This is a genomic window from Cyclobacterium xiamenense (genome assembly GCF_900109255.1).
Classification (GTDB): domain Bacteria; phylum Bacteroidota; class Bacteroidia; order Cytophagales; family Cyclobacteriaceae; genus Cyclobacterium; species Cyclobacterium xiamenense.
This window is the reverse complement of the sequence record NZ_FNZH01000004.1, coordinates 283370-301332: the sequence shown is the minus strand read 5'-3', so window position 1 is coordinate 301332 and position 17963 is coordinate 283370. Positions and strand designations below refer to the sequence as shown.

General features: G+C 50.1%; 16 protein-coding genes. 11 read left to right on the top strand and 5 right to left on the bottom strand.

The features are described 5' to 3' along the window. Positions 1 to 23 precede the first annotated feature (23 nt). Genes BMW71_RS14820 through BMW71_RS14810 form a run of 3 tightly spaced genes read left to right on the top strand, consistent with a single transcriptional unit; the run spans position 24 to position 3265 of the window. Positions 24 to 1247 carry a GWxTD domain-containing protein gene (locus BMW71_RS14820; RefSeq protein ID WP_244891182.1) on the top strand — a complete coding sequence of 408 codons (1224 nt, stop codon included), beginning with the start codon at positions 24 to 26 and terminating at the stop codon, positions 1245 to 1247. Then, complete coding sequence (gene rlmB / locus BMW71_RS14815) at positions 1220 to 2011, top strand: 23S rRNA (guanosine(2251)-2'-O)-methyltransferase RlmB (protein ID WP_092175554.1); 792 nt, start codon at positions 1220 to 1222, stop codon at positions 2009 to 2011. Before BMW71_RS14820 ends, rlmB begins: the two co-directional genes overlap by 28 nt. A 12-nt stretch (positions 2012 to 2023) precedes the next feature. Further along, on the top strand, positions 2024 to 3265 hold the full coding sequence (locus BMW71_RS14810; protein WP_092175552.1) for a DNA recombination protein RmuC: 1242 nt from the start codon (positions 2024 to 2026) through the stop codon (positions 3263 to 3265). On the opposite strand, the gene BMW71_RS14805 is transcribed toward BMW71_RS14810, so the two are convergent. After that, the gene (locus BMW71_RS14805; RefSeq protein WP_092175549.1) at positions 3262 to 3906 is read right to left on the bottom strand and encodes a SprT-like domain-containing protein; all 645 of its coding nucleotides are present in this window, start codon (positions 3904 to 3906) and stop codon (positions 3262 to 3264) included. The two genes, BMW71_RS14810 and BMW71_RS14805, sit on opposite strands and share 4 nt — an antisense overlap. Before the next feature lie 370 nt (positions 3907 to 4276). Between BMW71_RS14805 and BMW71_RS14800 the strand changes: the two genes are divergently transcribed. From BMW71_RS14800 to BMW71_RS14785, 4 genes are all read left to right on the top strand, one after another. Next, positions 4277 to 6058, top strand: coding sequence for an FAD-dependent oxidoreductase (locus BMW71_RS14800; protein ID WP_092175547.1), 1782 nt, complete (start codon positions 4277 to 4279; stop codon positions 6056 to 6058). Further along, the gene (locus tag BMW71_RS14795; RefSeq protein ID WP_092175544.1) at positions 6055 to 7920 is read left to right on the top strand and encodes a 2-oxoacid:acceptor oxidoreductase subunit alpha; all 1866 of its coding nucleotides are present in this window, start codon (positions 6055 to 6057) and stop codon (positions 7918 to 7920) included. The genes BMW71_RS14800 and BMW71_RS14795 overlap by 4 nt, the downstream gene beginning before the upstream one ends. Further along, positions 7895 to 8947, top strand: coding sequence for a 2-oxoacid:ferredoxin oxidoreductase subunit beta (locus tag BMW71_RS14790; RefSeq protein ID WP_092175543.1), 1053 nt, complete (start codon positions 7895 to 7897; stop codon positions 8945 to 8947). The genes BMW71_RS14795 and BMW71_RS14790 overlap by 26 nt, the downstream gene beginning before the upstream one ends. A gap of 156 nt (positions 8948 to 9103) precedes the next feature. Then, positions 9104 to 10537, top strand: coding sequence for an NADP-dependent isocitrate dehydrogenase (locus BMW71_RS14785; RefSeq protein WP_092175540.1), 1434 nt, complete (start codon positions 9104 to 9106; stop codon positions 10535 to 10537). Positions 10538 to 10583: 46 nt separating this feature from the next. Here the strand turns inward: BMW71_RS14785 and BMW71_RS14780 are convergent, their stop codons facing one another. Continuing rightward, positions 10584 to 11141 (bottom strand): cupin domain-containing protein, encoded by a 558-nt coding sequence (locus BMW71_RS14780; RefSeq protein ID WP_092175538.1) that lies wholly within the window; start codon positions 11139 to 11141, stop codon positions 10584 to 10586. 984 nt (positions 11142 to 12125) lie between these two features. Between BMW71_RS14780 and BMW71_RS14765 the strand changes: the two genes are divergently transcribed. From BMW71_RS14765 to BMW71_RS14755, 4 genes are all read left to right on the top strand, one after another. Beyond that, entirely contained in the window at positions 12126 to 12611 is a 486-nt protein-coding gene (locus tag BMW71_RS14765; protein WP_092175531.1) for a methylated-DNA--[protein]-cysteine S-methyltransferase, read from the top strand. 30 nt (positions 12612 to 12641) lie between these two features. Then, a complete protein-coding gene (locus tag BMW71_RS14760; protein ID WP_244891181.1) occupies positions 12642 to 13124 on the top strand; it encodes a GNAT family N-acetyltransferase in 483 nt (160 codons plus the stop codon). A gap of 331 nt (positions 13125 to 13455) precedes the next feature. Further along, on the top strand, positions 13456 to 13626 hold the full coding sequence (locus BMW71_RS23735; RefSeq protein ID WP_177179654.1) for a hypothetical protein: 171 nt from the start codon (positions 13456 to 13458) through the stop codon (positions 13624 to 13626). Position 13627: 1 nt separating this feature from the next. Continuing rightward, positions 13628 to 13969 (top strand): hypothetical protein, encoded by a 342-nt coding sequence (locus BMW71_RS14755; RefSeq protein WP_092175528.1) that lies wholly within the window; start codon positions 13628 to 13630, stop codon positions 13967 to 13969. A 315-nt stretch (positions 13970 to 14284) separates the two neighbouring features. Here BMW71_RS14755 and BMW71_RS14750 read toward each other — a convergent pair whose 3' ends face one another. The 3 genes from BMW71_RS14750 to BMW71_RS14740 all read right to left on the bottom strand — a co-directional run bounded on the left by BMW71_RS14750 (position 14285) and on the right by BMW71_RS14740 (position 17646). Next, a complete protein-coding gene (locus BMW71_RS14750; protein ID WP_092175525.1) occupies positions 14285 to 14761 on the bottom strand; it encodes a thioredoxin family protein in 477 nt (158 codons plus the stop codon). Then, entirely contained in the window at positions 14761 to 17124 is a 2364-nt protein-coding gene (locus tag BMW71_RS14745; protein WP_092175523.1) for a TonB-dependent receptor, read from the bottom strand. The genes BMW71_RS14750 and BMW71_RS14745 overlap by 1 nt, the downstream gene beginning before the upstream one ends. Positions 17125 to 17271: 147 nt before the next feature. Then, the gene (locus BMW71_RS14740; RefSeq protein WP_092175520.1) at positions 17272 to 17646 is read right to left on the bottom strand and encodes a hypothetical protein; all 375 of its coding nucleotides are present in this window, start codon (positions 17644 to 17646) and stop codon (positions 17272 to 17274) included. Positions 17647 to 17963 lie beyond the last annotated feature (317 nt).

Below are 17963 nucleotides of genomic sequence, written 5' to 3'. Positions count from 1 at the left end.
TGGAAATAACAAAGTCATTGCTCATGAAAAAAATTATTGGATGCCTGGCCCTATGTTGCTTCTTTTCCCTTTCCACACATGCCCAAACGAATCTAAAAAGCCTCAACCAAAGTTTGCGGTATTCCAGGTATTCCCGAATATCCTTGAAAGTGATCCCCATAAAAACGGCAGAACGAACCTTTACCCTACAACTGCTTGCTGAAAAAATTGAGGAAAATCCGGATTTCGATGATTACCTTTTTTCGTATGCCGTCGTGCGGGATTTTGAACAGGAGCTATCCGACGATTTGCTGGTAGCGCTAGACAGGGAAGCGTTAAAAGCCGATACAGACAAACATTATTATTTTGAAGAAACCGTCGAAATTCCGGAGTCACAGGAGCAGGCATACGTGGTGTTTCGGGCACAGGATACCCGGCAAGACGATACCTACTTGTATCACAGCGATCTGATTAGTCCATTTGTAGTGGAGCAACCGGACTTTGGGGCCTATTTTGGAAACGATATCCCTTTTGACCAGAATTTTTTGAATGTGGACGAATCTCTCCTATTTAAGAGGCAACGGGGCGTGAACCTCCACCGCTACTATTATCCACAGCAGTTTCCCTTGCCACTGCCTCCCATGGAGACCAAATCACCGGAAATACCCAAGCAAACGGAAGTCGTTGACGAGGGCAGTTTCCTGGTAAACGTCCCCGTCCCCTTTGATAAGCAGGGCTATTATTTTGTTCAGTCGGATACCAGTTCGCGTACGGGTCTGCTGCTTCGAACCGCCGGAAAAACGTTTCCCAGGGTGGCTACCTGGGAGGAAATGATCGAAATGGTCGCCTACATTTCCACCCGGAAAGAACACGAGACCCTGCTGGCGGCAGAGAATAAAAAAACAGCGTTGGACGAATACTGGATTCGCATGACTCGGGATGAAGAGACCGCAAAAACCCTGATCAAGGAATACTTTCGGCAAGTAGAATTTGCCAATATTCTGTTTACCGATTTTAAGGAAGGCTGGATGACGGACCGGGGCATGGTGTACATCATCATGGGACCACCGCAGGAAGTGTACTTTGACCTGGACAAAGAAACCTGGGTATACCTGGCGGAAGATTCAAATTCAAAAATAACCTTTACCTTTGCTCGCGTAAAGACGATTTTAACCCCCAATTATTACACATTGAACCGGTCGCGCGCATACCAACCGATTTGGTTCAAAACCATTACAGCATGGAGAAACGGAAGGATGGTTTTCTGATCAATCGAGATGAAAACCCAAAAGACTATATTTTTGGCATCAGGCCCATACTGGAAGCATTTCAGGCCGGCCAGGACATCGACAAACTACTGGTAAACAAAGAACTGAAAGGAGACCTGCTGAAAGAGCTCATCGGACAGGCAAAAGAAAAGAACGTCCCGGTAACCAAGGTGCCGGAAAACAAGCTCAACCGCATCACCCGCAAAAACCATCAGGGGGTCATCGCGTACATGGGAGCCATTGCCTATGCCTCCTGGGAAAACGTAGTGGATGCCTGCTACACCAAAGGACAGGCCCCCTTGCTGCTGCTTTTGGATCGCATCACGGATGTCAGAAACTTCGGAGCCATCGCCCGAACGGCCGAGGTAGCCGGGGTACATGGCATTATTATTCCGGAAAAAAACAGTGCACAGATAAGTTCAGACGCCGTGAAAACCTCCGCCGGGGCCCTGAATTTTTTACCAGTAAGCCGGGTAAGAAACCTGTACTATACCCTAAAAGATCTCAAAAAAATGGGTCTAAATGTGGTCGGCGTCACCGAAAAGACCCATCGAAACGTGTACCAGGCTGACTTTTTAGCCCCCACCGTTCTGGTCATGGGCTCCGAGGAAGACGGTATTTCTGACGAATTGCTGGGGCTCTGCGACGAATTCGTTAAAATTCCCGTGCTAGGTCAGGTGGCCAGCCTCAATGTGTCCGTTGCGGCAGGAGTGGCTATTTACGAAGCCATTCGTCAGCGGACGCTGGCGGAGACCGAGGCCTAACTCCCCCCAATCATGGAAGCTCTGTATGGGTTTTTTCTCTGCCTGTTGGGATGTGGCATCCTATCCTGGCTGCTCGTTCGGGCCACTGCCCGCAACAAGGCGCTGGAAGAACAGATAAAATCTCTGGATCGGCAACAGCTGGAACTGGAACTGGAAAAAAAATTCGAAGAAAACCAGGTGCAACTCCTGCAGGAAAAGTTGCGGTTTCAGGAAACCGAAATGGAGCGCATGGGAAAGCGGTTCGAACAGGAATTCGAGTTGCTGTCCAATAAAATTCTGGAAGAAAAATCGAGGAAATTTACGTTTCAAAACCAGGAAAACCTAAGCCGTATCCTGCAGCCCCTGGCCAGGGACCTGGAAGCGTTTCGCAAGCAGGTGCAGGACTCCTATACCATGGAAGCCAAAGAGCGGTTTTCGCTAGAAAACAAGGTGCGTGAGCTGGCCCAACTGAATCAAAAAATCAGCCAGGAAGCCCAAAACCTTACCAATGCACTCAAGGGAAATGCCAAACACCGGGGGAATTGGGGAGAAGCCATCCTGGAAACCATCCTTCAAAATTCCGGATTGGAAAAAAACCGGCATTACAGCATGCAGGAATTTCTACGGGACGAAGCGGGCAATCCCCTCCTCGGAATGGACGGCAAAAAGATGCAACCCGACGTCATCATCCACTATCCGGACGATAAGAAAGTCATCATCGATAGCAAAGTATCGCTGCTCGCCTACGAAAACTATTGCAATGCCACCGAGGATTCGGAACAGCATGCATTTTTGCAGCAGCACGTAAAGGCCGTCAAAACCCATATCGACCAGCTGTCAGGCAAGCAGTACGAGGCCTACGCACAGGCCTTGGATTTTGTCATCATGTTTGTTCCGCTGGAAGCCGCCTACATGGTTGCGGCGCAAGCCGATGACCGGCTGTGGGAATACGCCTACAAAAAACGGGTATTGCTTATCAGCAGCAGCAACCTGATAGCCGCCCTGAAACTAATCAAAGATTTATGGATCCGTGACGACCAAACACGTCATGCGCTGGAAATCGCCGAAAGAGGAGGGCGCATGTACGATAAATTTGCCACATTTGTAAAAAACCTGGAGGACATCGGAAGGCATTTGGACCGCTCTCAGGAAAGTTACCAGACCGCCCTGAAGCAGCTTAAAACGGGAAAAGGAAATCTGATTTCCCAAGCCGAAAAATTAAAAAACCTGGGTGTGAATGCCCGCAACCAACTCCCGGGTGACAAACAGGATTAAAAGGGTAAGTCTGCACCCTCCTCCAGGACCACCACCTCGGCATGCCGGGAAATCAGGTATTTCCTTCCGGTGGCCCGTTCCCTACACAAAACCCGGCTCCTTCGGGTCTCGAGTTTTTCAAAAACCCGGCGTTTCAGACCAAAACAACTCCCTGGCTTCAAGTCTCCCAGGAGTACCCCTCGCGCTTCTCCCGGCGTGACATCGTATTTCTTCAATTCCTTAAATAAAAAATAATCCCCCCCAGTGCTAGCTTTGGGGTTGACCATGTGCAGCCGAAGGGGAATCAGAATATCTCGAGGAAAGACCGAAGCATCCAGCATGGGAGCCATCAGTTGACGAAACGAACGCTTCCACTCCGGACCATGCGGCCGAATCCCTCTCCGGTCGTAATCGCGAAACACCCGGTGATGTGCTATCTCATGGATCAGGGTGATCAAAAACTGATAGGGATTCAGGTCATGGTTGATGCTGATCTTTTGCACCTTCTGATCCGGTCTATAGCGGAAATCGCCCAATTTGGTCGAACGGGAACGGGCAATCCGTAACTCAAAAGGATCCTCTTTCCATAAGGCATAACAATAGGCCAGTGCATTATCCGGTAACTTGCCTTCCAATTTTTGCTTCCAGTGTTCCTGCGTCATAGCCCGATTTTTTGAACGCTTCAAAAATAGGTCTTTTTTGGAAAGCGCAGCAACAAATATTCCCGGTAACTATTTCTGTTTCCCAATAAAATCGACGAAACTAAAAAAATTGGCGGCGAAAACGGGTCCCGGTACTTTTTTCCGAAAGACGACGTGTCAAAGGAATTTCGATGAGGCGAATGTATCGAGCGAAGCCGATCCCACCTGCTTCCGGTTTCCTCAACACGCGGTCACTAGATGTTATCCGCATCCGCCGGCAAAAGGTTCTTTACGAAAAAGTGGAAAATAATTGGTCATTCATTTGCTTTGGTGGTTTAATTTTATAAAATTATTCTGCAATACGAACAAAATAGCATAAACCCAGAATGCCATGAAGCCTACCGATACCCGGAATCCGGAGTATTACCACAAAGTCGTGGACTGCCAGTACGCCTGTCCCGCTCACACTCCCGTGCCGGAATACATCCGCAAAATTGCCGCAGAAAAATACACCGAAGCCTACATGATCAATTGGGAGTCCAATGTGTTTCCGGGTATTCTTGGGCGTACGTGCGACCGACCCTGCGAGCCTGCCTGCCGCCGGGGCCGTGTGGAGGAAGAGCCAGTAGCCATTTGTCGCTTGAAGCGGGTAGCCGCCGATCAAAAAGGAGACGTGCAATCGCTGATGCCCCAGGCTCCCTTTCCAGCAAACGGAAAGAAAATCGCCCTGATAGGAGCGGGTCCGGCTTCCTTGACCGTGGCCCGGGACTTGGCGCCTTTAGGCTACGAGATGCATATGTTTGACGAACAGATCGCCGGAGGAGGTATGATGCGCAGTCAAATCCCGGCTTTTCGGCTTCCCGAAGAAGTGCTAAATGAGGAAGTGGGGTATGTACTAAACATGGGTATCCATACCCAATTTATGACGTATGTTGAAAGCCTGAAACAGGTGCTAGAAGGCGGCTATGATGCTGTATTTGTCGGTACCGGAGCGCCTCGAGGTAGGGATTTACCAAAATTACCCGGAAGAAAAGAAGGAGATGCCCACATTCATATCGGCATCGAATGGCTTGCCAGCGTGGCTTTTGAACACGTGGACAAAATAGGTAAAAAAGTAATCGTATTGGGCGGGGGCAACACCGCCATGGATTGCTGCCGCACCTCGCGAAGACTGGGGGGCGAAGAAGTGAAAGTGGTCGTGCGAAGTCCCTTCAAGGACATGAAGGCCTCTCCCTGGGAAAAGGAGGATGCCCAGCACGAAGACGTAAGCATTCTGGACAACCACGTTCCGCTGAGTTTCGAGGTGGAAGACGGCTTATTGAAAGGAATGAAATTCCAAAAAGTAAACGCCCATTACGACGAAAATGGCAAACGTAAATTGATTCCTACCGGAGAGCCGGATGTATTTATAGCAGCCGATGAAGTATTGATCGCGATCGGCCAGGAAAACAGCTTTCCCTGGATTGAGCGTGACATTGGGCTGGAATTTGATGAATGGGAAATGCCAGTAGTAGACAAGGTCACCTTTCAATCCACCCACCCCAAGGTCTTTTTTGGGGGAGACGCTGCTTTCGGTCCGGAAAACGTCATCACCGCCGTGGCGCACGGCCACCAGGCTGCCGTATCCATGCACCTGTTTTGCCAGGGAAAGGACTTGCACCAGCGGCCAGCTCCCTTTACCAAACTATTTAGTACCAAGATGGGAATTCACGAATGGAGTTACGATAGCCCGGTCACTATCGACCAACGCTACCTGGTACCTCAGGCCGAAAAATCCCTGACCCTGCTGGACCGGCGAAAAGAAGTGGAACTGGGCTTCGATCCGCCCACTGGCTACAAGGAAGCACAACGCTGCCTGAACTGCGACGTACAGACTGATTTTACGGCCGATCGCTGCATCGAGTGCGACGCATGCATGGACATCTGTCCCACCTCCTGCATTACCTTCACCACAAACGAAACAGAAGAAGATCGCCTGCGGGAAAAACTACTGGTTCCCGCTCAAAACAAATCCCAGGACATTCTGGTCTCCGAACCATTGAAAACCGGCCGGGTAATGGTAAAAGACGAGGACGTTTGCCTGCACTGCGGGCTGTGTGCCGAACGCTGTCCCACTTCTGCCTGGGACATGCAGCAATTTTTCTACAGTGTCACCAAAGCCGGAAACCTATGATCGACTCCCACGTACTCCCTCGTCCGGAGGCACGGGTCAACGATTTTGTTGCCCGATTTGCCAATGTCAACGGAACAGGCTCAGCCAGTGCCAATTTTCTATTTGCCAAGGCCATCTTTCGGATGGGCATTCCTGTCACGCCAAAAAACATCTTTCCTTCCAACATACAAGGGCTGCCCACCTGGTACGAGGTACGGGTGAGTGAGAAAGGCTACCTGGGTCGCAGGGAAGGGATCGACCTGCTGGTGGCGGTGAATGCCCAAAGCATGAAGCAGGACATCGCAAGCGTCCGTGAGGGGGGCTACCTGATGTATGACAGCACGAAGAAACTTGCCCCCGAACTCATTCGGGAGGGCATTCACTACCTGGGCGTCCCGATGATGGAACTTGCCAACGAACACTTTACAAACCCCAGGCAACGGCAACTGTTTAAAAACATTATCTACGTGGGTGCACTCTCTGTATTGCTGCAGATCGACTACGCGGTATTGGAAACCCTGCTCCAGGAGCAGTTTGCCGGCAAGGAGAAACTCATTGCCCCCAACCTAAAAGCGCTACGACTGGGCATGGACCATGCGCGGGAACATTTTGATTACCCGCTGGATTTTTACCTGGAGCGCCGGAACCTCATCGGGGACAAAATTTTGGTCGACGGAAATTCCGCTTGTGGTTTGGGAGCGGTTTTTGGGGGGGCAACGGTGATGGCCTGGTATCCCATTACTCCGTCCACCTCCGTAGCGGAAGCTTTTGAAAAGTACGCCTCCCGCTACCGGGTGGATCCGGAAACTGGCAAAAACCGATTCGCCGTGATTCAGGCGGAAGACGAACTCTCCGCCATGGGCATGGTTATCGGCGCCAATTGGAACGGCGCCCGAGCGCTGACGGCTACCAGCGGACCCGGAGTCTCCCTAATGAATGAATTTATTGGATTGGCCTATTTTGCTGAAGTGCCTGCTGTACTAATAGACGTGCAACGGGCGGGACCCAGTACCGGCATGCCCACCCGTACCCAGCAATCGGACATTACCCTGGCCGCCTATGCCTCCCATGGAGACAGCAAGCACCCCCTGCTCTTCCCCGCGACGCCAAAAGAATGTTTCGAAATGACAGCCGCCTGCTTTGACCTGGCGGATCGGCTACAAACACCGGTGATCCTGATGACAGACCTGGACCTGGGCATGAACGATCACTTGAGTGAACCGTTTCACTGGCCGGAAGGACAACGATACGACCGGGGAAAAGTATTGTCTCAAGAAGAACTGGATGCCATGGGACGGTACGGCAGGTACCTGGATGTAGACGGAGACGGTATTCCCTACCGCACTTATCCGGGCACCCACCCGACCAAGGGGGCATTTACTACCCGGGGAACATCCCGTGACGAATACGCAGTCTACACCGAAGACAGTGCGGCGTACAAACGAAACATGGACCGCTTGCTCCTGAAATGGGAAACCACCAAAAGGCTGGTGCCCAAACCTGAATTCTATCAGAAACACAATCAAAGTGACTGGGGCATGGTTTTTTTTGGCACTTCCACGTTTTCTTCGGAAGAAGCGCGTGACTTATTAGCAGCGCGAGGGATGAACCTGGATGCGTTGCGTATCAAGGCGTTCCCCTTTGGAACAGAAACAGAAGCATTTGTACGGGAACACCCGCTAATTTTTGTCATTGAGCAAAACCGCGACGGGCAGATGCGCAGCCTGCTGATTCAGGAAATGCAACTATCCCCACGGCAGCTAATCTCGGTTTTGAACTACGATGGCATGCCCATTACCGCCGATCAGATTGCGCTTCAAATTGCCGACTATTTTAAACAAACCAACACCCTGTCCCATGACGTATCTGAAACCTCTATTTAGGCACCCCCGCCTGCCCAAAAATAAGCTGGGCTACACCCTCAAAGAATACGAGGGAAGTATATCGACCCTTTGTGCTGGATGCGGACACGACAGCATCAGTGCCACCATCGTACAGGCCTGTTTCGAATTGTCGATCGAGCCCCACCTGGTGGCAAAAATTTCCGGAATCGGCTGCTCCTCCAAAACCCCGGCCTACTTCCTGGGCAATTCCCACGGATTCAACTCGGTGCATGGACGCATGCCCTCTGTAGCTACCGGGGCAAACATGGCCAATAAAAACATGGTCTACTTTGGTGTTTCCGGAGACGGTGACACCGCCTCCATCGGTATGGGGCAGTTCGTGCACGCCATCCGCCGAAACCTGGACATGGTGTACATCGTGATGAACAACGGCTGCTACGGACTGACCAAAGGACAGGATTCGGCTACCGCAGACCAGGGTTCGGCGAGTAAATCCGGGCATATCAATCCGTTCCAACCCGTGGATTTGGCCAGCCTTGCCGTGGAACTAGGCGCCACCTTCGTCGCGCAAAGCTTTAGCGGAGACAAACAGCAACTGGTACCCCTTATCAAAGCAGCCATCCGACACAAAGGCCTCGCGTTTATTAACGTCATGTCTCCATGCGTGACCTTCAATAACAATCCCGGATCGACGAAATCCTATGATTACGTGCGGGAACACATGCAAGCTACCGGAAAAATGGATTTTGTGCCCGAACGGAAAACCCTGCGCGCGGCCTATCCAGAAGGTACAGAGACGGAAGTCACCCTGCATGATGGTTCGACCTTGAACCTGCACAAACTGGCTACCGACTGGGATCCGGAAGACCGGCTATCGGCAGTCAACGCGATTCAACAGGCGCGAGCCAGGGATCAAATTCTTACCGGCTTGTTATACATCCATACCGGCTACGGTGATTTGCACGGAATCCTGCATACGACGGATACCGCATTGAACTCCCTCTCGGAAGCGGAACTTTGCCCGGGACAGGCGGTACTGGATTCCATAAACGCAAGTCTTCGCTAATCCATCGAAAGTTGTGTTCGTTGACAAAATGGAGACCAAATCCACTAGGAACAGCGGTTTTTTTATTAAATATGTTTATGTATTTTATTATAAACATAAATAAAAATTAATAATTATTCCTTTTTACTTTTGTGCCGGATCAAAAGTAAAACGTACATGCAACCAATCAGTGTAGCCCACGGAGACGGTATCGGGCCGGAAATTATGGAAGCCACCTTGCAGATTTTGAAGGCGGCAGGCGCAAAAGTAAAATGGGAACCCATTGAAATGGGCGAAAAAGAGTACCTCGCCGGAAACAGCAGCGGTATAGGAAAAGAAGCCTGGGAGAGCATTCGCAGAAACAAGGTAGTGCTGAAAGCTCCCATGACGACGCCGCAAGGAGGCGGATACAAAAGCCTGAACGTCACCCTTCGCAAGAGTTTGGGTCTCTTCGCTAACGTCAGACCCTGCAAAAGCTTTCATCCCTTTGTGCCCACCAAACATCCGGCAATGGACCTGGTAGTGATCCGGGAAAACGAAGAGGACCTCTACGCCGGCATCGAACACCAGCAGACAGACGAGGTGGTTCAATGCCTGAAACTTATCACCCGACCGGGCTGCGAGCGTATCGTTCGCTACGCCTTTGAATACGCACGCCTTTACCAACGCAAAAAAATTAGCTGCTTTACCAAAGACAATATCATGAAACTGACCGACGGGTTGTTTCACCGGGTTTTTAAGGAAATAGCTGCGGAGTATCCGGACATTCAGGCAGAAAATTGGATCATCGATATCGGCGCGGCGCGTCTGTCAGATACCCCGGAGATATTTGACGTTTTGGTAATGCCCAACCTGTATGGAGATGTGGTATCGGACATCACGGCCCAGCTTTCCGGGTCGGTAGGCCTGGCAGGGTCGGCGAATATCGGGGAAAAATGCGCCCTCTTTGAAGCCATCCATGGCTCGGCTCCCCCGTTGGCGGGTAAAGACCTGGCCAATCCTTCAGGCCTCTTACGTGCTGCCGTAATGATGCTCAACCATATCGGCCAATCGGAGGTTGCAGAAACCATTACCAACGCCTGGTCCTGCACGCTGGAAGAGGGGATTCATACCGAAGATATTTACCAGGCCGGTCTCAGCAAAGAAAAAGTAGGTACGCGTGATTTTGGCAAGGCCGTAGTCGAACGGCTGGGGAAAAAGCCGGCTACACTGGCCGAGGTTTCCTACGCAAAAGAGGCACGGATACACATCGCTCCCTACGAGCGAAAGACTCCGGGCGAGAAAACCCTGCACGGAGTGGACTTGTTTATTGACTGGAAAGGGACCAATCCCGACGATTTAGCCGAAAAAATTAAGGATTTGCATGCCTCGTTTGCACTCAAGATGATCACCAACCGAGGCGTAAAGGTGTGGCCGGAAGGGTTTGAAGAAACCTTTTGTACGGACCATTGGAGATGTCGGTTTGAACGCACCTCCCCAAACACCAAAACCACTATCGGTATAGCCGAATTGCTGATCCATGCCATTCAAAAAGACATTGAGGTGATCAAAACCGAGAATCTCTATGCTTTTGACGGACAAAAAGGCTACTCCCTTGGACAGGGTCAATAATCGCCGATGCATCCCCGCCGCCTCCCGAAACAGGAGGCGGCATACGTTACTTCATCGGCTCCGGCGCATGCTGGAAGTGCGCGTATTTATTCAATGCCTTTCCCATCAGCACGGTTAGAGGCATGAGTACTTTCTTTACGAAAAAGGGAATGGAAGGCAGATCGTATTCGCTGGCATACCGTGTTGTCAAGTATGCGCTATCAAACAGATCGCCCTCCGGCTTACCGGCTTTTTGCATGCTCTGATAAGTGGCCGCTAGAAAAAAATCCAGGGTATTTGCGGGCTTCACCCAGCCTTCGCAAAGGAGTTCATCCGGACCGGGATTCCAAAAACGGTGCATTTGGCCTGCAGGAAACCGCACCGTTTCACCGACTGAGACGAACTGCTCGGCTTCCCCTTGCACCTGGTAGCCCATTTTTCCACGAATCACTGTCAGGGACTCCTCCTGCTTAAAATGCACATGAAAAGGAGGTCCCGCATTCGGGGGCACGGTATTGGAAACAAGTAGTTTTTCGACCCCTTGTTCCACAACTCGTTTCTGAAATGTCAGCGCTTCCCCGAAGGGATTGCGGATCGTCTTGGGAAACTGAAAGGGATAGTCCATTTGCGTTGAATTTGGCACGAAAGTTAAAACATTTTTCCCATAGACACCAGCAAATTGAAAGGACTGCAATTGCTACCCTCCATCAAAAGCCCCCTCAAAAAATCCCTGCTATGTCGCATTCTTTTCCAGCGAAGGGATTGAGCCGCTTGCTGCCCACGTACACGCCAGTCCTCCGGCAGATGTATTTTTTTTCCGAATTTCCCATCGATCCGGTCGAGGGCCCGGTACCGCACGAGGCACTCCTGTGGTTCTTCACACGCATTGATAGGAAAGCTCGCCCGAACTAGCTTGCCGATACAGGCCGATTAGACGGATCAAGAGTCGTCTCCCTACAAAGTTGCCAGGGTCGGATAGCCTGCTGTCGCAGAAAGCCAAAACATGCCGGCTGCCACGCTTTTCCAACCCGGATTATACAGCCGAGTAGCCCGGATTTACGTCTCCTCTCTACTATTAGAAAAAAAATAGGGGAGTCAATGGATCCTATCCCCGAGGGTGCCGGGAGTTTTTCCGAATACCTACAGGATCGGGTAGGCATTCGGGGATGAATCAAAGGAGCTGATCCTCAGCGCAGCGGAGGGCCTGACCCCCAATCGGGCCTATACCCCGTTGCCCGAACAGAACAACTGATCCGCCGCTTGAGCAACCTGCTCTACCAGGCCTTTAAGGTATCCGCAGATTGCCAGTGCGACATGTGAAAGGTCCGCACACCGACCGTATAATGATCGATTCGTTGGTAAGCATTGAAATAAATCCTACCTTTGCTCCGTCGATAGCCCATCGACGTGTGAATTTGAGGCAACATTTTCTGCCGAAACCTGTTACACAGCATACCCCTTGCACCGGCCGCTTTCCTTCCTGGCGCCAGTAATCGCATGAATTTTTAGTCTAAAAAAGGGCCAGTCAATGAGTATCTCAGTTGGAAAAGACAGCAGTAATTCGCTGAATCAGTAAAGGTTAAACCTTGGTTTTAAAGTTGTAGAGGATATGAAAGAAACAGTGGTAATGGCTTCTCCCCTAGGTAATATTCGGCTCGTCGCAGAAGATGGCTTTCTTTTATCTTCGTATTTTACGGAAGACAAAGAATCGGAAAAAGCCAATTCCCCCTTTTTTCTGGACATTATCGCCCAACTTCGGGCCTACTTCAACGGAGAGCTGACCGTTTTCGATATACCGGTAGGAATCGGTGGCACTGCCTTTCAAAAATTGGTTTGGATGGAAGTAAACAAAGTTCCATTCGGTCATACTGTTTCTTACCACGACATCGCCAAAGCACTGGCCAAACCTACAGCCGTTCGGGCAGTAGGAGCGGCGATTGGCGCCAATCCACTTCTGGTAATCATCCCCTGTCACCGAATTATCGCCAGTACCGGCGAGCTTACCGGATATGCTGGAGGTCTTTGGCGAAAACTGAAACTGTTGCAACTAGAAGCCAAAGACAAGCCGGGCAACCAATTTGATCTGGGTTTTTAACTGAGGAAGCCATTTTTTTTAATTTGCTGAATGACTTCCGTATTTTTGGTTATGGAAACGGTCAGAATTCTTCCTTTTAGCGACACGCTTGCGCCCTATTTTCTAACAATCAACCGAGAATGGATTGAGACCCATTTCAGTATGGAGCCATTTGATGTAGCCCAACTACAAACTCCCCGGGAAACGATCATCAATCCGGGGGGAGAAGTACTATTTGCCGAATGGAAAGGAGCAATCGTGGGTACAGTCGGTATGAAAAACATGGGCGACGGGCAGTATGAGTTGATCAAAATGGGCGTGCTCCCGAAAGCCCGGGGACAACAGGTGGGATGGCTGCTGGGCCAGGCTGCGTTGAACTGGGCGAAGCAGAACGGAGCAAAAAAAGTGCTGCTTTACAGCAATTCCATCCTGGCACCGGCACTGGCATTGTACCGAAAACTGGGCTTTCGCGAAATCCCCATGGAACCCGGCACGTACCAACGCTGCGATATAAAAATGGAGTATATTTTTTAGCTCCCGGATTTATTCCCGACAAAAATTACAGCCTTTTTTATTCGTTCCGAAAATTACCGGTGAGAAACTTCCGGTAACGAGCTGCTGGCTACTATCTGGCCGTTTATTCACGCCATGCGTTACCAATAGCCCCCCACTTTCGGCAGGACTTCATCCGGTCTAATCCAAAATAATCTAAACTTAATGCGCTTTGGCGGGTTATCTTTTTGCTCCAGGACAAAGCCTTACTGGTAATGTGCACACCTCACTCCATCCTGGGGCACAACAGTCCCGAGCCGCCTATAGCAACTAAACCTTAAACGGAAGTTCGTACTACGCAATACAAAAAATCATGAAAAAATTCAAAAAATCAGAAATCGTATTAATGGTGTTGGTTGTCGTTCTGATCGGGGTTTCGGAATACTACTTTCTCATCAGAAACGAGCCATTGAAAGCAATTTTCATCGGCTTGTGGTGTCCGACCATTCTTGGTTTTCTGATATTGTTCAATAGGAAACGATAATATGGAAAATGTAGATGTAATACTCTTAACAATTGTGGTAGTGGTATCCTTTGTGGTGTTTATTGTGACTTCGCTAAAGGAATTCAACCGAATGGAGGAGGAACCCTACGAATACGAAAAAGCAACCGGTCCTACCAGAGCAGCATTGTTCAATGCGCTCAGCGATCTGTTTGAAGATGACGAAATCCCGAAAAAAAGTAGGGATAAGTTTAAGCGTACCATCACACGCACCATTTCTGACATGCACAGCGACGGGGTGCGGTTTGACGGGTCAGCTAACGAACCTCCGGCCAAGTCCAGGCGCAAGAAAAAATCGCAGGAATCAAAGAAAAAAAATCGCTGAGGCAGCCGGCTTTCGCACCGCTATTCGAGGAGAACGGTCGGAAGAAATGAAAAAAATTATTGCCGATTGATTTTCTGAAGGTTAGAAAAATGCCATTGCAATGCTCCACCGGATAAAGTCCTCTTTGTACACTTTTTTTCCCTTTCGGTTTGAAGAACACAAAGTGTAGCCATTAATTATCTGGTTTTTAGGCAGTTGGCCACCATCTGGGTTCACCGAGGCATCGGCGTGGAAGTAGCGTCGAGCACCAAATCAGTGCAGTTTTCCAGTGAGTATTAGCCTGGGCTTTTCCAAGACCTGAACTTCTCCGGTATCTCAAAGACCCGTATTCAACAATTCTTCCAACCTGTTGGAATCCACGTAGGAATTGACTCGCTTACGCAAAACGAATGCATCATCAAAAAGCAAAATCAAAGGCGGAGCAAAAGTCGTACTACCTCCATTGAACAAAAGGGTCAATTCGTGAAGTGGCGTTCTGGATGTTTCCAATTGCTTGTTTGAAAAGACCCGGTTGCCGAGGACCACATCATCCGGATGTTCGGCATCGAATTTTACGGCATAAAACCTGGCTGAAAGCAGTGCGGAGATTCTGGGTTTGCTAAAGACTTCCGCCTCCATCTTCCGGCAATAGGTGCACCAGTCTGTTTGGAAATACAGCAATACCGGCCGGGGATGTGCCGCCAAAGAATCCTCCAACTGCGTAAAGCTTAGCCAAAAGGTGTTTCCTTCCTCCTGAGCGGTAAGGTGTCCGCTCAGGAGGGAAAAGATCACTAGGAATATAAGCCCTTTCATCAACGGAAATTACCAATTTTTATACCTAAAAAAAAGGTCCTGGGCCGCAAGGGGCCGTACACAAAGTCCGCATCCCGCGTGGGGCCGGTATCGAACGCTTCCTGATAGCTGTCAAAGATGTTTTGAACGCCACCACTCACTTCCAAATTAAACCGGTTTGCCAACATCCACCTGTACGAAAGCCTTACGTTCACATCCAAGAAGGCAGGGGATTCTGTCAGTTCGATAAATTCTTCCTCATTTACCAATAGGGGAACCAGCATGGGGCCGGTGTACAAACCGGTGATATCAAGACCGAAAACCTTGTTTGGGGTCCAACTGGCGTTCAGGAAACCATAGGCGTTGGGAGTCCGAATAAATTCCGAGACCGTAATTGCCGGAAACTCCGTTGAGCCTTCCTCGGGTTCGAAAAGAACCTCATCCTCGCTATAAAGCGCCCGTTGGAGGGTCCCTCCCACCTGAAAGGAGTAACGGCTGGAGGGAGAAATGGCATATTCCACATTGATACCGGAAACAGTGGCTCCGCTTCCATTCCTGGTCTCTTCCAAAAATGCTCCATTCTCCATCTGACCCAGATTCACGCGCTGAAATTGGTTATACAAGTTGGTGTAGAAGCCCTCAACGAGAAAATTGCTTTGTACAAGTCCCGTATTATTGCCCATATTCAGGGAAAGCGTATAGGCATCCGAGGTTTCCATGGCGAGATCCTCCGCCAGCACAACGAATTTTTGTTCCCCATCCACCGAAGAAATATGCAGGTCTTCGTCAAATGCCTGCGGGGCGCGAAAACCCCGGGCATAGCCAGCTCTGAGCTGGGCCTCCGGGAGCAGGTCGTAGAGGAGGGTAAATCTGGGACTGAGAACGCCTCGGTTAAAATCGACCTCCCGGGATATTTCCCCGATTTCATACATTCCGTCGACCCCTACCAGATCGTACCTCGTTCCCATAAATACGGTTAGTTTATCGCTTGTCTTCCATTCAAATTGTCCGTAAAAACCACCGGTATTCACCCGTTGATCGATTAATTTTTCGTACCCGGAGATTTCGTCTTCCACGGCATTCCCCTGGTATTCCATCCCGGCAACAAAAGTAGTGCTGCCATTGAAATTATGGGTAATTTGCGAGCCCAGTACCCCTGCAAAGTCGTCGGTTAGACCGTAGGCATTGGTTGCCGCCAGGCTATCTGCCAGTGTCCGTTCTCCACCAAGTCCTCCATAATAGCTTCTACGTGTACCGGTAAGCATGCTGCCGTAGGTGGAAACTTTTGTTCGCTTGTCCTTACTGAATCGATCGTAGGTCAGTCCTGCGTTAAGAATGCTGTGATCCAATTGCTCGGCGATGTCGGCCAAATGAGGTGCCAAATCCAATTGGTCCCCCCCTCGGCGAAACTCCTCGATAGCATTGATGTCCAGGGTCAGCTTGCTGTATTCGGATGCTTTAAAAAAAGCCTTGGCTCCAAATGTCAGGTTATTGAGTGACACCAGTTCGGTAAATCCATCGCCATCTGCGTCAAAACCCTCCCGGTCTCTCCGCATGCCATAAAACGTCACCCCACTGTTCAGGTCTTCGCTGACCACGGAGGCATTAAAATTGGTCGATTGATCCGGTACCTCCCCGCGGAGTAGACCAATATTCGATCCGATTTGCCAATTGTTTTCGACCGGGTCCTTTGTGATCACGTTTACGGTGCCGGCGATCGCATTCGACCCGTACAGGGCAGAACCTCCACTCCGGACAACTTCTACCCGCTCGATCACGTTAGCAGGAATCATTTCCAACCCGTATACTCCGGTAAGCGTACTGAATATGGGCCTACTGTTTACCAGGATTTGCGAATAGGGCCCCTCCAATCCATTCATCCGCAACTGCGTGAATCCACAATTCTGGCAATTGGCCTCTACCCGAACACCCGGCTGATAGCTTAGGCCCTCCACCATCGACAGGGACTGTGTGGCCTGCAATAGCTTTGAACCCACCACGGATACCAGACTTGGTGCATCTTCTTTGCTGAGCTCGTACCGGCTGCTACTGACCACCACCTCATTGAGCCCAAAGCGGTCTTCGTTGATCATCCGCTCAACCACGGTGGTTTTGCCAGCTTCCACCGTTACATCCGCCGTGGTGGTCGCGTATCCAACCGCCCGAATCTGCAGTTTGTAATCCCCTGCAGGAAGGTTTCGAATGGTGAATCGTCCCTCAAAATCTGCTACCGCACCAAAATCCGTATCCACAACCAGAATGGTTGCCTGTACCAGCGGACCTTCCGGACTGCTGACCAGGCCGTGAATCGTACCGGACTGCTGTGCCATGGCACAACAACCCACAAAAAACACCAGGTAAAATTGAACTATTCGTTTATTCATTGTTTTGTCTTTAAAAACGGGTGAATGCCTGTGAATAGGGGTCACCTCACCCAACGTTTACATAAGATTGGTGCCGCTGCTCGAAGCAGGCAGGTCTACGACTACCGAGTTACCCCGGTACCGCAGCAAAAGAAAGGCATGGTAAAACTAAACGAATAATGGCGGTCCTCTTACCGGGCGGTGGGACCGAAAGGTCTCCTGATGAAATTGTGGCAAAAACGCGGGAGTAACCGATGGCTCAGGGACAACTGACTCAATGATGACCTCGTAAAATCCCAATTCCAGAAGGGGACTTGCGAAAATCAACTTGTATAATTCGTACTCTTCCTCGGAATGGGTATCGTTCTTTTTGCTATTGTTTCCCTCGGTACCCAGGTTATAGGGATGCGCATGTAAGGCGACCAATTGACCCCCGTCCCAATGCGAGTGGACAAAAACCACATGGCAGCTAAGGGAAAAAAAATACACCAACAAAACCGCCCAGACGGCCAGTTTTCTACGGTATGTTGGTTTGATTTTCATTGGTTTTTTTTTCCGAGATTCAAGGTGTTATTGACTATCACTTGCTTATCGGGTATTTCCGCCGGAGTTTTTATCGGCGCCTCTCGATGCATTTGCTGGCATTGGATGCGCTCCTGTACCGGTAGCGGCGCCACATTACCCGGCTACGCGGACCAGCTGTGAGGCTCGAATCCGATCGCAGCCCAACCCGGATGACAAATTGCGTCAAGGTATTCAATCGGTTTTTCCGGGCCCAACTACCTCGAGGTAAAGATAAAAAATTATTTTTATCTTTACCTAATACAGGTTTATTGTTTGGTGAATAATTATGTTAGCCT

Coding starts and splice junctions, on each gene's coding strand:
- BMW71_RS14820 (WP_244891182.1), top strand. CDS start 24: ATGAAAAAAATTATTGGATGCCTGGCCCTATGTTGCTTCTTTTCCCTT.
- rlmB (WP_092175554.1), top strand. CDS start 1,220: ATGGAGAAACGGAAGGATGGTTTTCTGATCAATCGAGATGAAAACCCA.
- BMW71_RS14810 (WP_092175552.1), top strand. CDS start 2,024: ATGGAAGCTCTGTATGGGTTTTTTCTCTGCCTGTTGGGATGTGGCATC.
- BMW71_RS14805 (WP_092175549.1), bottom strand. CDS start 3,906: ATGACGCAGGAACACTGGAAGCAAAAATTGGAAGGCAAGTTACCGGAT.
- BMW71_RS14800 (WP_092175547.1), top strand. CDS start 4,277: ATGAAGCCTACCGATACCCGGAATCCGGAGTATTACCACAAAGTCGTG.
- BMW71_RS14795 (WP_092175544.1), top strand. CDS start 6,055: ATGATCGACTCCCACGTACTCCCTCGTCCGGAGGCACGGGTCAACGAT.
- BMW71_RS14790 (WP_092175543.1), top strand. CDS start 7,895: ATGACGTATCTGAAACCTCTATTTAGGCACCCCCGCCTGCCCAAAAAT.
- BMW71_RS14785 (WP_092175540.1), top strand. CDS start 9,104: ATGCAACCAATCAGTGTAGCCCACGGAGACGGTATCGGGCCGGAAATT.
- BMW71_RS14780 (WP_092175538.1), bottom strand. CDS start 11,141: ATGGACTATCCCTTTCAGTTTCCCAAGACGATCCGCAATCCCTTCGGG.
- BMW71_RS14765 (WP_092175531.1), top strand. CDS start 12,126: ATGAAAGAAACAGTGGTAATGGCTTCTCCCCTAGGTAATATTCGGCTC.
- BMW71_RS14760 (WP_244891181.1), top strand. CDS start 12,642: ATGACTTCCGTATTTTTGGTTATGGAAACGGTCAGAATTCTTCCTTTT.
- BMW71_RS23735 (WP_177179654.1), top strand. CDS start 13,456: ATGAAAAAATTCAAAAAATCAGAAATCGTATTAATGGTGTTGGTTGTC.
- BMW71_RS14755 (WP_092175528.1), top strand. CDS start 13,628: ATGGAAAATGTAGATGTAATACTCTTAACAATTGTGGTAGTGGTATCC.
- BMW71_RS14750 (WP_092175525.1), bottom strand. CDS start 14,761: ATGAAAGGGCTTATATTCCTAGTGATCTTTTCCCTCCTGAGCGGACAC.
- BMW71_RS14745 (WP_092175523.1), bottom strand. CDS start 17,124: ATGAATAAACGAATAGTTCAATTTTACCTGGTGTTTTTTGTGGGTTGT.
- BMW71_RS14740 (WP_092175520.1), bottom strand. CDS start 17,646: ATGAAAATCAAACCAACATACCGTAGAAAACTGGCCGTCTGGGCGGTT.